The organism is Amycolatopsis sp. NPDC104775 (genome assembly GCF_055583325.1).
Map to the genome: position 1 here is coordinate 289,052 of NZ_JBVJOE010000007.1, position 12,050 is coordinate 301,101.

General features: G+C 70.2%; 13 protein-coding genes and 1 pseudogene. 6 read left to right on the forward strand and 8 right to left on the reverse strand.

Annotation, left to right across the window (positions count from 1 at the left end):
• The first annotated feature begins 32 nt into the window (after window positions 1–32).
• On the forward strand, window positions 33–446 hold the full coding sequence (locus ACZ63D_RS29655) for a VOC family protein (RefSeq protein WP_465357652.1): 414 nt from the start codon (window positions 33–35) through the stop codon (window positions 444–446).
• 5 nt (window positions 447–451) lie between these two features.
• On the opposite strand, the gene ACZ63D_RS29660 is transcribed toward ACZ63D_RS29655, so the two are convergent.
• Together ACZ63D_RS29660 and ACZ63D_RS29665 are read right to left on the reverse strand one after the other, a co-directional pair.
• Complete coding sequence (locus ACZ63D_RS29660; RefSeq protein WP_465357653.1) at window positions 452–952, reverse strand: L,D-transpeptidase; 501 nt, start codon at window positions 950–952, stop codon at window positions 452–454.
• Between the two features lie 698 nt (window positions 953–1,650).
• Window positions 1,651–3,201, reverse strand: a complete 1,551-nt coding sequence (locus tag ACZ63D_RS29665) for a S53 family peptidase (RefSeq protein WP_465357654.1) — start codon at window positions 3,199–3,201, stop codon at window positions 1,651–1,653.
• Between the two features lie 138 nt (window positions 3,202–3,339).
• Between ACZ63D_RS29665 and ACZ63D_RS29670 the strand changes: the two genes are divergently transcribed.
• Window positions 3,340–4,530 (forward strand): SGNH/GDSL hydrolase family protein, encoded by a 1,191-nt coding sequence (locus ACZ63D_RS29670; protein ID WP_465357655.1) that lies wholly within the window; start codon window positions 3,340–3,342, stop codon window positions 4,528–4,530.
• Here ACZ63D_RS29670 and ACZ63D_RS29675 read toward each other — a convergent pair.
• The gene (locus ACZ63D_RS29675; RefSeq protein WP_465357656.1) at window positions 4,517–5,815 is read right to left on the reverse strand and encodes an MFS transporter; all 1,299 of its coding nucleotides are present in this window, start codon (window positions 5,813–5,815) and stop codon (window positions 4,517–4,519) included. The two genes, ACZ63D_RS29670 and ACZ63D_RS29675, sit on opposite strands and share 14 nt — an antisense overlap.
• Before the next feature lie 153 nt (window positions 5,816–5,968).
• On the opposite strand from ACZ63D_RS29675, the gene ACZ63D_RS29680 reads away from it, so the two are divergent.
• Window positions 5,969–6,271 (forward strand): hypothetical protein, encoded by a 303-nt coding sequence (locus ACZ63D_RS29680; RefSeq protein WP_465357657.1) that lies wholly within the window; start codon window positions 5,969–5,971, stop codon window positions 6,269–6,271.
• A gap of 83 nt (window positions 6,272–6,354) precedes the next feature.
• On the opposite strand, the gene ACZ63D_RS29685 is transcribed toward ACZ63D_RS29680, so the two are convergent.
• Both ACZ63D_RS29685 and ACZ63D_RS29690 read right to left on the reverse strand, forming a co-directional pair.
• On the reverse strand, window positions 6,355–7,224 hold the full coding sequence (locus tag ACZ63D_RS29685) for an LLM class flavin-dependent oxidoreductase (RefSeq protein WP_465357658.1): 870 nt from the start codon (window positions 7,222–7,224) through the stop codon (window positions 6,355–6,357).
• 14 nt (window positions 7,225–7,238) lie between these two features.
• Window positions 7,239–8,141, reverse strand: coding sequence for an alpha/beta hydrolase family protein (locus ACZ63D_RS29690; protein WP_465357659.1), 903 nt, complete (start codon window positions 8,139–8,141; stop codon window positions 7,239–7,241).
• A 146-nt stretch (window positions 8,142–8,287) separates the two neighbouring features.
• On the opposite strand from ACZ63D_RS29690, the gene ACZ63D_RS29695 reads away from it, so the two are divergent.
• On the forward strand, window positions 8,288–8,863 hold the full coding sequence (locus ACZ63D_RS29695; RefSeq protein WP_465357660.1) for a TetR/AcrR family transcriptional regulator: 576 nt from the start codon (window positions 8,288–8,290) through the stop codon (window positions 8,861–8,863).
• Between the two features lie 10 nt (window positions 8,864–8,873).
• Here ACZ63D_RS29695 and ligD read toward each other — a convergent pair whose 3' ends face one another.
• Window positions 8,874–9,866, reverse strand: coding sequence for a non-homologous end-joining DNA ligase (ligD, locus tag ACZ63D_RS29700; RefSeq protein ID WP_465357661.1), 993 nt, complete (start codon window positions 9,864–9,866; stop codon window positions 8,874–8,876).
• A gap of 89 nt (window positions 9,867–9,955) precedes the next feature.
• Between ligD and ACZ63D_RS29705 the strand changes: the two genes are divergently transcribed.
• Both ACZ63D_RS29705 and ACZ63D_RS29710 read left to right on the forward strand, forming a co-directional pair.
• Window positions 9,956–10,297: an MmcQ/YjbR family DNA-binding protein gene (locus ACZ63D_RS29705; protein WP_465357662.1), complete on the forward strand. Its 342-nt coding sequence runs from the start codon at window positions 9,956–9,958 to the stop codon at window positions 10,295–10,297.
• A gap of 73 nt (window positions 10,298–10,370) precedes the next feature.
• Window positions 10,371–10,613, forward strand: coding sequence for a hypothetical protein (locus ACZ63D_RS29710; RefSeq protein WP_465357663.1), 243 nt, complete (start codon window positions 10,371–10,373; stop codon window positions 10,611–10,613).
• A gap of 201 nt (window positions 10,614–10,814) precedes the next feature.
• Here the strand turns inward: ACZ63D_RS29710 and ACZ63D_RS29715 are convergent, their stop codons facing one another.
• Window positions 10,815–11,402, reverse strand: a complete 588-nt coding sequence (locus tag ACZ63D_RS29715) for a YbaB/EbfC family nucleoid-associated protein (RefSeq protein ID WP_465357664.1) — start codon at window positions 11,400–11,402, stop codon at window positions 10,815–10,817.
• A 347-nt stretch (window positions 11,403–11,749) separates the two neighbouring features.
• Window positions 11,750–12,049 (reverse strand): annotated as a pseudogene (locus ACZ63D_RS29720) (type VII secretion target); the annotation flags it as partial.
• Window position 12,050: the final 1 nt, after the last annotated feature.

Here is a 12,050-nt window from a genome sequence, read left to right on the forward strand (position 1 = left end):
TTCGGGCCCGTCCAGCACCAGAGGAGGGCCCGATGGCCTCGAAACTCAACCCGTACATCAGCTTCGCGGGCAACGCGCGCGAAGCGATGGAGTACTACCACGACGTGTTCGGCGGCAACCTCGCCCTGAACACTTACGGAGAGGCCGGCGCACCCGCGGAGGCAGGCAACGCGAGCAGCATCATGCACGCGATGCTGGAAAGCGACAACGGCTTCACGCTCATGGCCTCCGACGTGCCGCCCGGCATGGAGCACAAACCGGGCACGAACATCTCGGTCAGCCTCAGCGGCGACGACAGCGACCTGTTGCGCCGCTGCTGGGAAAAGCTGTCCGACGGCGGGACCGTGACGGTTCCCTTGGAAAAGCAGATGTGGGGCGACGAATTCGGTGCCTGCACCGACCGGTTCGGCATCTCCTGGATGGTCAACATCGGCCAGCCCGGCTGAATTCGTCAGCCCCGCACCTCCACCGCGGCGCCCACCGGCAGCCGGTCGAAGAACACCGCCGCGTCCTCCTCCGCCAAGTGGATGCAGCCGTGCGACGGCCGATCGAGCGGCCCGGCGTGGAACGCGATGCCGCCCGCGGCGAAGAAAACGGCGTCCGGCATCTGGTCGCCGTATTCGCTGCTGCGGTGGTCGCGGTCCTTCCACGCCACCGCGAACGTCCCGACCGGAGTCGGCTGCCCCACACCGCCCGGCTCCATCGGGACCGACCGCACCACCGCGCCGTTCTCCACCAGCCACGCCCGCCGCTGCGACAAGCTCGCACACGCCCCGGTCCCCACCGAACACGGCGGCCCCGGCGGGATATGCCGCACTCGCGGCGTGGGCAGTTCTGGTGACGGTGCCAGCGGCAGCCCGGCCGCCTGGGCCTCCGGCTCCGGCTGTGCTCCGCACCCGGCCGCAGCCACGGCCGCCCCGGCCAGCACGATCGCGACGATCTTCCCGCGCATCCGTCCGCTCCTGCCTGAGGTTTCGCCGTCTGCTACGGGTGGGAGGGGCGAAAGGTTGCGAAGGATGACGCGTCAACAGCCGGTGGCGTCGGCGGGCGACTTGGCCAGCAATCGCACGCCTTGCGCTGGGTTGATCCGTTACGGTCAAAACTTGGCCAGCTGCTCCCGAACCGCGCGATTCTCCGCAGGCTGCCGCTGGTAGTTCTCGAGCATTAGCTCGGCCGGGCGAGAATCCGGCCGGTCTGACCGTCCGCCCGTCCCTAGAGTTAATGCGTGTGTCAGAGGAGGGATTCGAACTCACCCTGGACGGGTTTTGAATCCGTTGCCTCAGGCTGCCGACCCGGTTGGAGCAAATTCCAGCCGCCCTACAGCGCGGCCAGACAGAGCAGGAACCGACGCGACCGCGCAGCACGCCTCGAATGTCGAGGTACCGCCCTCAGTGAAAGCTCGGCCGAAGCCGGGTCGGGCCGCGTCCTCGCCGCTGACGTCGACCCGGGATGGCACGGAAGTCGGCGCCGAGTTGCGCGCTCACACCAGCACACTCAACACTCTCCGCGAAGGCCAATCGATCCCCACGAAGAGATACGGCAGAACGTCACCGCAATGAACGCCTCACTCAGCCGGATCATCAAACCACCCGGCGCCGAAGCCCTGCCGCAGGCCCGGAAGGAATCCGGCGCCGCCTCCTAACCGTCCACTCAGGACTTCTTACCGACCAAAAGCTGCTGCAACGCCGCACCGTCAGGCACCCCGAGCCCGGTGCACGCGTCCCACCCAGCGGCAGCCGAGTAAGCACCGTTGCCGCCCTCAGTAATATCGCGGAAGCCCGGCTGCGCCTTGCCCGCACCGACCCCGGCGTACAGCTTGCTGTGCACCAGACCGAAGCCGTGCCCGGCCGCCTGTGCCAGCCTGGCCAGCAATGCCGCCCACAACGGCGAAACCGCGCTCGTGCCGCCGACGACGATCTGCTGCCCGTCGACCAGAATCTGGTACCCGGTCGCCGGATCCGCGTTGCCCGCCACGTCTGGGACACCCCGGCCGGGTTTTCCGTCGCCCGCCCGTGTCGGCACTCCGGCGGACTGCTGGTAGTCCGGCACCGGGAAAGCGTCGCTCACGCCGCCGCCGGTCGATCCGCCGCCGGAGGTGTTCCAGACGGTTTCGGAGTTCACTGTGGACGGTGGGGTGCCGTCGAGTTTGGTGCCGCCGCAGGCGAGTGCGTGCGGGCTCGACGCGGGGAAATCGACGTGCTGCGCCCCGTCGGTCTGCCCGTCGGCGCTGCCGTTGTCACCGGACGCGCAGCACACCGTTACGCCGAGTGCGGCCGCGTCGGCGAACGCCTGGTCCATCGCGCTGCGGGCCTGCGGCGTCCACTTGTCCTCGGACTGGCCCCAGCTGATGCTGACCGCGACCGGCGTCGGCGTCGCGTGCACGGCGGTGCTCACCGCGTCCAGGAAACCCTGGTCGGTGTTCGGCGCGAAGTACACGATCTGCGCGGCTCCGGGCGCGAGCGCGCCGATCACCTCGATGTCCAGGAGCACTTCCCCGTCGGCCGAGTTCGGGTCGCCGGTCGGGGCGTTCTTGCCGCCGTCGACCCCGGCCGCGGTCACTTTCGGTTCGGCGATCTTCAAGTCGCCGAAGTACTTCGCGAGGTCTTCCGGCTTGAAGCCGCCGCCGAGTTCGATCACCGCGACGGTCTGCCCGGTGCCGTCGGTATCGGCCGGGAACCCGTACAGCTGGCCGACCTGGTTGGGCGGATAGCCCTGCCCCGCCGCTTCCTTGTGCAGCCGGAACATCGCCCGCGCCTGCGGCCGCTCGTCCAGGCCGAGCACGGCGACCACGACGTCCCCGAGCGAGGCGGGCACTTCCAGTTCCCCGCTGCGCGCGGCGAATTCGCCGTGCTCGCCGTGGCGGACGCGGTTCAGTTCGGTCTTGAACGCGGCCGTCATCGCGCGCGCCGGGCCGCGGACCGAGACGCGGCGCGAGCCGGCGTGCGCATCGGTGACGGTGAGCCCGGCGTCGGCGAGGACGGTGCGGACCAGGTCGAGATCATCGGCGGCGGCCCCGTAGCGGTCGGCGAATTCCTCCGGGGACAGCGGACCGTTCAGCGCGGCCACGTCCAGTTCGGCGCGCCGCCGCAGCACGACGGTCGCGGTGACGGTGGCGTCCGCGTCGAGCGGGCCGAGCACTTCGGCCTCGGCCAGCGCGGGACGCAGACTTCCGGATAGCGATACCCACTGTGATTCTGTCATCACTCTATGGTGAACCTGTCGACGCCGGTCCACCACCCTCGTATCCCCCGTCCGGAGGCAAAACCTGTCCGGTTTTCTGTCGACCCGATGACCGGGACCGCGGATGCCGCGCCGCAGCGGCGAGCGCACAGTGTCTTCATGAACCGGATCCTGACTCTGGGCACGGCCGCCGTGCTCACGCTGGGCGCGGTCACCGCGTCCGGCAGCGCCGAGGGCGATCTGGCCGCGCACGGCTGGGTCGGCACGTGGGCGGCCTCGCCCGCGGCCGCGGTGGCGAACACGCCGCAGGGGTATCCGAACTACTCGATCCGCAACGTCGTGCACACCAGCGCCGGCGGAAATCAGGCCAGGGTAAGGCTTTCCAACACCTTCGGCACCGCGCCGCTCACCTTCGGCCACGTCACGCTCGCCGTCGCCGCGGACGGCCCGCGCGCCGCCGCCGGAACGATGCGCACGCTGACGTTCGGCGGACAGTCCACTGTGGTCGTTCCGCCCGGTGCCGAGGTGCTGAGCGACCCGGCGTGGCTGCGCGTCCCTGCCGACGCGGACCTGCTCGTGACCACCTACGTGCCCACGCCGTCCGGTCCGGTCACCTATCATCCGCTCGCCCGGCAGACCTCGTTCTTCACTCGAGCCGGCGATTTCGCGGGCGAGGAATCCGGCGCGTCGTTTACCGAGCAGACCGCGGTGTGGCACTACGTCAGCGAAGTCGACGTACGCGGACCCGCGCGCGGCACCGTCGTGACGCTCGGCGATTCGATCACCGACGGGGCGGCCTCCACCCCGGGCGCGAACCGGCGCTGGCCGGACCTGCTGAGCGACCGGCTGCACGGCCGGCTCGGCGTGCTCAACGCCGGGATCAGCGGCAACCGGCTGCTGCTCGACGGCGCGACCTCCGGCCGCAACGCGCTCGCCCGGCTCGCCGACGACGTGCTGAGCAGCGGCGACGTCCGCACGCTGATCGTGCTCGAAGGCATCAACGACATCCAGCAGAACCCGCATCAGACCGACCCGGCGATGATCACCTCCGCGCTGCGGCAGATCGTCGCGCAGGCCAAGGCGCGGGGCATCCGGGTCATCGGCGGCACGCTGACGCCGTTCAAGGGCTGGAAGGTCTACGACGCTACGCTGGAGAACACCCGCCAGGCGGTGAACGCTTTCATCCGGACCAGCGGGATCTACGACGGCGTCGTCGACTTCGACGCGGCCGTGCGCGATCCCGCCGACCCGCTCGCGATGCTCCCCGCCTACGACTCCGGCGACCACCTGCACCCGAACGACGCCGGGTACCAGCGGATGGCCGACGCCGTGCCGCTCACTCTCCTGTGACCGGCACGAGCGGCTTGCGCGGGAACGCCAGCACGGCGAGGAGGCTGAGCACGCCGACCCCGACCATGTAGAGCGACACGGACAACGACGTCCCGGTCGAGCTCTGCAGCGCCGTCGCGATCAGCGGGGCGAATCCGCCGCCCAGCACCGCGCCCACGGCGTAGGCGAACGACGATCCGCTGTAGCGGAACCGGGACTCGAACAGCTCCGAGAACAGCGCCGACTGCGGGCCATACGTCGCGCCGAGGCCGATGTTCAGCACCACCACCGCGACGATCAGCAGCCACGGCTGCGCGGTGTCCACGAGCAGGAAAAACGGAATCGACCAGACGACCAGCAGCACGGAACCCGCGAGGTAGACCGGTTTCCGCCCGACTGAGTCCGACCAGATCGCCGCCGCGACGATGCTCGCCAGCCACACGACGCTGCCGACGATCACCACGATCAGCATCGTGGTGCTGGACAGTTTGAGCACCGCGGTGCCGTACGACAGCAGGTAAGCGAAGAAGATGTAACCCAGCGCGGTGTTCGCGATGAAGCTGACCGCGGCCGCGAGCACCTGCTTCGGCCGGGCGCGCAGCACTTCGACGATCGGCAGCCGGCTGCGCGCGCCGGTGCTGCGCAGCTTCGCGAACACCGGGCTTTCCTCCACCCGCAGCCGGATCACCAGCCCGACCGCGACCAGCACCAGGCTGACCAGGAACGGGATCCGCCAGCCCCACGACCGGAATTCTTCCGGCGACAGCGAGCTGTTCACCAGGAAGAACACCAGCTGCGCCAGGATCAGCCCGGCCGGGACGCCGATCTGCGAGAAGGACCCGTACCGGCCGCGTTTGCCTTCCGGAGCGTGCTCGACCGCCATCAGCGCCGCGCCGCCCCATTCGCCGCCCGCCGAAATCCCTTGCAGCACGCGGAGAACGACGAGCAGCACCGGCGCGAGCACGCCCGCCTGGGGGTAGGTCGGCAGCACGCCGACGCCCGCGGTCGCGAGCCCCATCAGCACCAGCGAAGCGACCAGCAGCGCCTTGCGCCCCACGCGGTCGCCGAAGTGTCCCCACACGATCCCGCCCAGCGGCCGCGCGACGAACCCGACGCCGAGCGTCGCGAACGCGGCGAGCGTGCCGGACGCCGGGGACAACGACGGGAAGAAGAGCTTGTTGAAGACCAAGGCGGTCGCCGTGCTGTAGGCGAAGTAGTCGTACCATTCGATGGTCGTGCCGATCGCGCTGGCGAGCGCCACCCGCCGGACCCGCCCCGCCGTGTTCACTTCCTGCTCAAGCACCACTGCCGAGCCCCCTTCTCGTTCAGGCGCGTCATCTTGGCACGGCGGGTCGCCTCCGGTCGACCATCGGAAGGCGGAGCTTCGCCTGTCCGGCACCGCTTTCACCTGGAGCGGCTCGAACCCGACGATTTCCGTGGGGAGCCCACGGCATTGTGCTTGACGACGCACCGCGCTGAGGACGGAACCTGGACGCCGGACTGGGCCGGGCGCAAACCCGATCCCGTTCCGGCGCCGACGATCGAGTGGCTGAGCTCGACCAGGTGCGCGGCCGCGAACCCGGGAGCGGCCCGGAATCGCGTGGCCGGGGCCCGATGCACCGGCCGTCGCCTGGCTCAGCGGCCTGCGCGCGGACTGGCTTGCGCGCTGGACCGGCTCGCCGACGCCGACCTGTCGTCCACTGTCCCGTTCCGCACCGAAGGCGATCCGAAGGCGACCCCCGGCGTACCTTCGGGCACCTGATCGCCTGTGTCAACGCCGAGCTGATGAAAAACGTCGGAGATCGGCCAGCTCCGCCTCCAGCGAGCCGCCCGCTGAGAAAACCCCTACCCCGCCTTGGCGATCAGCTCGTCCGCCACCCACCGCGCGACCCCGGCCGGATACGGCGCGGGCAGCCCGAGCACGACGTGGCTGAACCCGGCGTCGAGCGCCTCCCCGATCGCCGTCCGCGTGTGAGCGGGCTGGTCGTAGGACACCGGCAGGTGGATCGAGCGCGTGATCTCCCCCGGGTCGCGGCCGATTTCCGCGCAGTACTCGTCGAGCATCGCGCTGCGTTCGACGACGTCCGCGATGTCTCCGCCGGGGATGTTCCAGACGTCCGCGTGCTCCGCGGCCACGCGCAGCGTCGCGCGGGCCCGGCCGCCGAGGACGAACGGCGGATGCGGACGCTGCACTGGTTTCGGATTGCCGAACGCACCGGTGAGCTGCACGTGCTCGCCCGCGAAATCGAACGGCTTGTCTTCGGTCCACAATTTCCGGATCACAGTGCATGCCTCCGCGAACCGGCCCACTGCGTCGGCGGTTTCCAGATACGGCAGGCCGTGCGCAGCGTATTCCCGTCGCGCCAGTGGATGGCTCGGCCGGGACCCGACGCCGAGACCGAAGTCGAGCCGTCCGCCGGAGACGACGTCGACGGTCGCGGCGATCTTCGCCAGCATTGCCGGAGGGCGGAATCGGTTGCTGGTCACCAGAAGCCCGAGCCGGAGCCGCTCGGTTTGCGCGGCCAGAGCCGAAAGCAGCGTCCAGCCCTCGAAAATCGGCCCGTCGAGTTCTCCGGCGATCGGCAGGAGATGGTCGAACAGCCAGGCGTGCTCGATCTCCGGGATCGCGTCCGCCTCGCGCCACACTCGCCGCAGCGAGGCGTAGCTGGTCTGCATCGGCGCGGTCATGATGCCGAACCGCGGTTTCGTGGTCATCGTGGGAAGTCCTTTCATTCGTGCGATTCGACGCGGCCGAGCGGACTTTCCTCGATCCGCGACCAGCTGTCGTCGCCGGGAATAAGCGCGCTGCGGAGATACGCCGTGGTCAACCGCTGTTGCAGGGCAACGCGTCCAGGGTGTTCGTCGGTGGTTTCCTTGGCGTTGTAGCCGGTGATTCCGCCGAGGGAGTGCTCCGCGCCGAAGAGCGTCAGCAAGCTCTTGTTCCCCGGGCTGAGCCGGTAGGCGTCGGTGAACCAGTCCGGGCCGCGCACGGACAGCATCGACTTGTCCTGGTCCCCCGCGACGAACAGCGCCGGAGCCTTCAAGCCATCGAAATTCGGGCTCATGAAAGGGAAATTCTCGGCGGCGAACGGCGACAGGTCCGCGCCGCCGATGCCGGTGAGGGCGAACAGCACCCCGGCGGACACCCGCGCGTCGGACAGGTCCTCGCCGAGGTTGCCGTCCGCCTCGACGACGCGCGCGCCCAGCAGCACGCTCGCCGACTGCGCTCCCCAGGAGTGCCCGGCGACGGCGATCCGGCTGTGGTCGACTCGCCCCTTCAGCCCGGGCAGAGCCGCTTCGACGGTGTCGAGCTGGTCGATGACGTGCCGGAGATCGTCGACCCGCAACCGCCAGATGTTCGGGGTGCGCGGGTCGTCCGCGGGCAATGCGCGGGTCTGCGAATCGAGGTGAGTCGGTTGCACGACAACGAATCCGTGCGCGGCCCAGTAGTCCACGAGCGGGCCGTAGCCGTCCAGGGACGAGCTGAATCCGTGCGAGAACACGATCACCGGGAGACCCTGCCCGGTCGCCGGGACGGACACGCGCACCGGCAGGTCCTCGCCGCGGCCGGGCGCGTCGAGCCGCACCGGTTTCACCGAGACGACCGCGGCCGCGGGCTGTACAGCAGACATGGGAAGCACCTTCTTTCGCCGTCCGGGCGCGAGGATGTGGTGGCCGACGGCCCGGTCTGGCATCATGAGCAAACGGAACGTTGCTCCGCTAACTATACGGAACACGGTTCCGCTTGTCTAGCGGCGGCGCGAGGAGGGAGCGGCACGTGGGTGAGAACGCGGGGGCCCGGACGAAACGAGCGGACGCCCGGCGCAACGAGAAAACCCTGCTCGACGCGGCGGCGGCGGTGTTCGTCGAGTCCGGGGTGGACGCGCCGGTGCGCGACATCGCGACCAGGGCGGGCGTCGGCGTGGGCACGATCTACCGGCACTTCCCCACCCGCGCGGACCTGATCATCGCGGTGTACCGGCACCAGGTCGAAGCGTGCGCCGAAGCGGGCCCGAAGCTGCTGGCCGACCACGATTCCCCGCACGCCGCGCTCGCCGAGTGGATCGACCTCTTCGTCGACTTCCTCGTCACGAAACACGGGCTGGCCGGGATCATGCAGTCCGACCAGAGCGGCTTCGAGGCACTGCACTCGTACTTCCTCGAACGCCTGGTCCCGGTGTGTTCCGAACTGCTCGGCGCCGCCGCCGAAGCCGGGGAAATCCACACCGAACTGGAGCCGGTCCACCTGATGCGCGGCGTCGGAAACCTGTGCATCGGCGCGGAAGCCGACGACAGCTACGACGCGCGCCGGCTGGCGGCATTGCTGATCACGGGGCTGCGCCAGGCCGGATAAGCGCGTTCCGTTACCGCGCGGGCGGCACCTTCACCTCTTCCGGGCGCCGTTCCGGACGCAGCCCGCGCCAGGCCGTATGCCGCAGCCGGCCGTCGCCGGGCGTGAGGCGGCGGTACACGACCTCGCCGATCACCTCCGGGTTCAGCCAATGCGCGCCGCGCGCCCGGTCTCGCGGCACCTGGTCGGCGAACGGGCTTGTCTTGCGCGCCAAGGGAATCAGCTGCGCCTGGAGGTCTTTCAGCATCGCGTCGGTGAAGCCGGTGCCGACGTCGCCCAGGTACCGCAGCTCCCCCGACTCCGGGTCGTGCGCGCCGAGCAGCAGCGCGCCGATCGTGCCCTCGCGGCGGCCCTGGCCCGCGCGCCAGCCGCCGAGCACCACCTCGGTCGTCTGCACCAGCGGGTGCTTGAGCCATTCCGGACTGCGCCGTCCCGGGTGATACCGCGACGCGCGGGCCTTCACCATCAAGCCTTCGAGCATCGTTGTCCGCGCGACGTCCAGCAGACCGGCCGGAGTCAGGCCGTTCTCGGCGAGGTCGCGGTGCCGGTACCACGGCGTGATTGCGACCAGCTGCCGATCCGGCGGCTCGATTCCGGCGAGCATCTCGCGACGTTCCTCGTACGGCGCGTCGAGCAGGCTTTCGCCGCCCAGGCTCAGCAGGTCGAAGGCGAAGTAGGCGACCGCTTTCCAGGTGCGGTTCTGCAGGAGGCCGAAGTCGGGACGGCCGTGTTCGTCGAGGGCGACGATCTCGCCGTCGAGCACCGCCGGACGTCCGCCCAGCGCGTCGCCGAGCGCTCCGGCCAACTGCGGGAATCTGGCCGTGAAGTCGTTGTCGTTGCGGCTGGTGAGCAGCGTGCTTCCGTCCGGCGAGACCCGCATGGTCGCCCGGTAACCGTCCCATTTGAACTCGTAGGCGTACGCCGGATCGTCGCGCAGCGTGCCGCCGTCGGGCGACGCCAGCATCGGCTCGATCGCGGGCGGCATGCCGCGGACCGGTTCGGGCATTCGGGCACCTCCGCGCACCACCGTAAGCCGAACCCGCCGGATCCGCCGCCGTAAGATGGCCGAGTCCACGATAGAGGGGGTCAGGACCGGTGCCGAGCAAGGATTTCGAACGGATCATCCGCAAGCTGCGCGAGGTCGAACGCGGCAGCGGCCGCGATTACACGTCGTTCAGCGTGCGCGGCAAGCGCTTCGGCTACCACTGGCCGCGCACCGACACGGTCGGGCTCAAGCAGACCATCGCGGAGCAGCAGGCGCTCGTCGCGGAACGCCCGGACGTGTTCGAGGAACAGTTCACGTCCGGCGGGTTCGGCTGGGTGGTGGTCCAGTTGAGCGGCATCGAGGCCGACGAACTGGCCGAACTCGTGTACGAGGCGTGGCGGCTTTCCGCCCCGGAGGACCTGGCGGCCGACGTTCCGCTGCCGCAGCTCTGACAATCCGGCATATCGGGTAACGGCTCGGCGGGTTCCGGCGATCTTCTTCGTGTTCTGGCGGAGGGGGTTTGCGGTGTCGCGGCGGTCGGTGCAGGTGCTAGTGGCGTTCGGAGTACTGGTCGCGGGGGTGTTTCTCGTCCGTCAGCAGATTTTCTCCGCCGAGACGGGGGAAGCCTGCCTCCTGGACCGGTCCATGGCCGCCTCGTGCGGCCCGGCCTACGCCAATCCGGGAGAGTGGGGCGTGGCGATGGTCCACGGGGCGGTGCTGGCGTTGATCTACCTGCGCTATCTGGCCGACCGCAAACAGGTCCTGTAAGCAGTAGTCCACATCGGACTGATCCGCTCGCCGCCAACCCGCCGCGAGGCGCAGCACTGGCACTGATCCGACTCGCGGACCGGTCTCGGCAACCGGAGTCCAGATCAGGCCGGGCCGCCCCTCCGGATCCCGTCGAGTCCACATCGGATCGTCCACAAACGACAGTGCGCCCCGGCCGCGAGGGCCGGGACGCACTGATGGTCACCAGGGGTTGTTGTCCTGCTCGTCCGGGTCGATCCCGCCCGGGCGGCGGCCCGGCGGCGGCGAGGCGGGCCCGCCCGGAGCGGGCGGCGAAGCGGGCGGACGGGCCGCGCCGCCCGCGGGGGGCGGCGTCGCGGCGGGCGGCTCCGGTTCCTCGCCCGGGCCGTCCGGCTGGCCGTCCGGGTCCGGGTCGGGGTCCGGGAAGCGGTTGCGGAGCGAATCGAGCATGACCGCGCGGGTGTCCGGGTCCTCGTCGCCGAGGCTTCGGCCCATGACCTCCGCCACGCGGTCGGTGATGCCCGACTGCGCCTTGCGCATGGTCTCGAGCACCATCCGGGACAGCTCTTCCGGCGGGATGGTGCGCGTGCGGGAGCTGAACACCAGGTCCGACACGACCCCGTCGGCCCCGACGGTGACCTTGACGGTCCCGTCCGGGCTCGTCGCGGTCAGCCGCAGCTGCTCGGTTTCCTGCTGGGCCGCCGCGTAGCGCTCCGCCTTGCGGGCGAACCCGGCCGCCCATTCGTCCATTCGCCGGATTGCGTCGTCGGGGTCCCTGATCAGGTCGCCCAGCCCACCCGCGCTGGTCATGCTTTACGTTCTCCTCGAATCCCGTCGCCCGCGCCGTTGCGGGCGGGTCCTGTCCTCGCCGCGACCGGCACCGTCATCCCGTCGACGGTACCCGCCCGCCGCCGCGCCCCGAGAGCGCCACCTCGCTACGTCTCGTCCGGCGCGGCGTCCCGGTTGCCCCGCAGCGGAGCCTCGGCCCGGTCGGTCGCCCGCAGCGGCTCCGTCCCGTCGTGCCGGGCCTCCGCGGGCGTGAAGTCCCGGTCGAAGGGCAGGTTCTGCCCGCTCGGGGCCCGCACGCCGCCGACCCGGAACCGGTCCTTGAGCTCCGCGCTGCTCTCGGTGCTGAGCGGGCCCTCGGTCGCCACCTTCTTGAACGGCTTCGACTGGCCCTCGTCGCCCTCCTGGTAGGACTTCGCGGCGGTCCGGACGTTGTCCGCGGTCGCCTGGACGCCTTCGATCGCGCCGCTGATCGCTTCCTTCGCCTTCTCGCCGGTCGGGTTGATGATCGGCGGGAGGAACGCGCACAGCAGCCCGTACGCGTCGTCGGACATCGCGTAGTTCGCCGCCTGCGCCGCCGTGTTCAGCCGGTCCACCAGGCCGTCCAGGTGGCTGGCGTGCGCCACGAGGTCGTCGGGTTCTACGCGGAACCCCTGCGCGTTTCCGCTCATC

What these genes read in the sequence shown, in the direction of transcription:
- ACZ63D_RS29665 (WP_465357654.1), bottom strand. Translation starts at nt 3,201, where the DNA reads ATGACAGAATCACAGTGGGTATCGCTATCCGGAAGTCTGCGTCCCGCG.
- ACZ63D_RS29685 (WP_465357658.1), bottom strand. Translation starts at nt 7,224, where the DNA reads ATGACCACGAAACCGCGGTTCGGCATCATGACCGCGCCGATGCAGACC.
- ACZ63D_RS29670 (WP_465357655.1), top strand. Translation starts at nt 3,340, where the DNA reads ATGAACCGGATCCTGACTCTGGGCACGGCCGCCGTGCTCACGCTGGGC.
- ACZ63D_RS29655 (WP_465357652.1), top strand. Translation starts at nt 33, where the DNA reads ATGGCCTCGAAACTCAACCCGTACATCAGCTTCGCGGGCAACGCGCGC.
- ligD (WP_465357661.1), bottom strand. Translation starts at nt 9,866, where the DNA reads ATGCCCGAACCGGTCCGCGGCATGCCGCCCGCGATCGAGCCGATGCTG.
- ACZ63D_RS29690 (WP_465357659.1), bottom strand. Translation starts at nt 8,141, where the DNA reads ATGTCTGCTGTACAGCCCGCGGCCGCGGTCGTCTCGGTGAAACCGGTG.
- ACZ63D_RS29660 (WP_465357653.1), bottom strand. Translation starts at nt 952, where the DNA reads ATGCGCGGGAAGATCGTCGCGATCGTGCTGGCCGGGGCGGCCGTGGCT.
- ACZ63D_RS29715 (WP_465357664.1), bottom strand. Translation starts at nt 11,402, where the DNA reads ATGACCAGCGCGGGTGGGCTGGGCGACCTGATCAGGGACCCCGACGAC.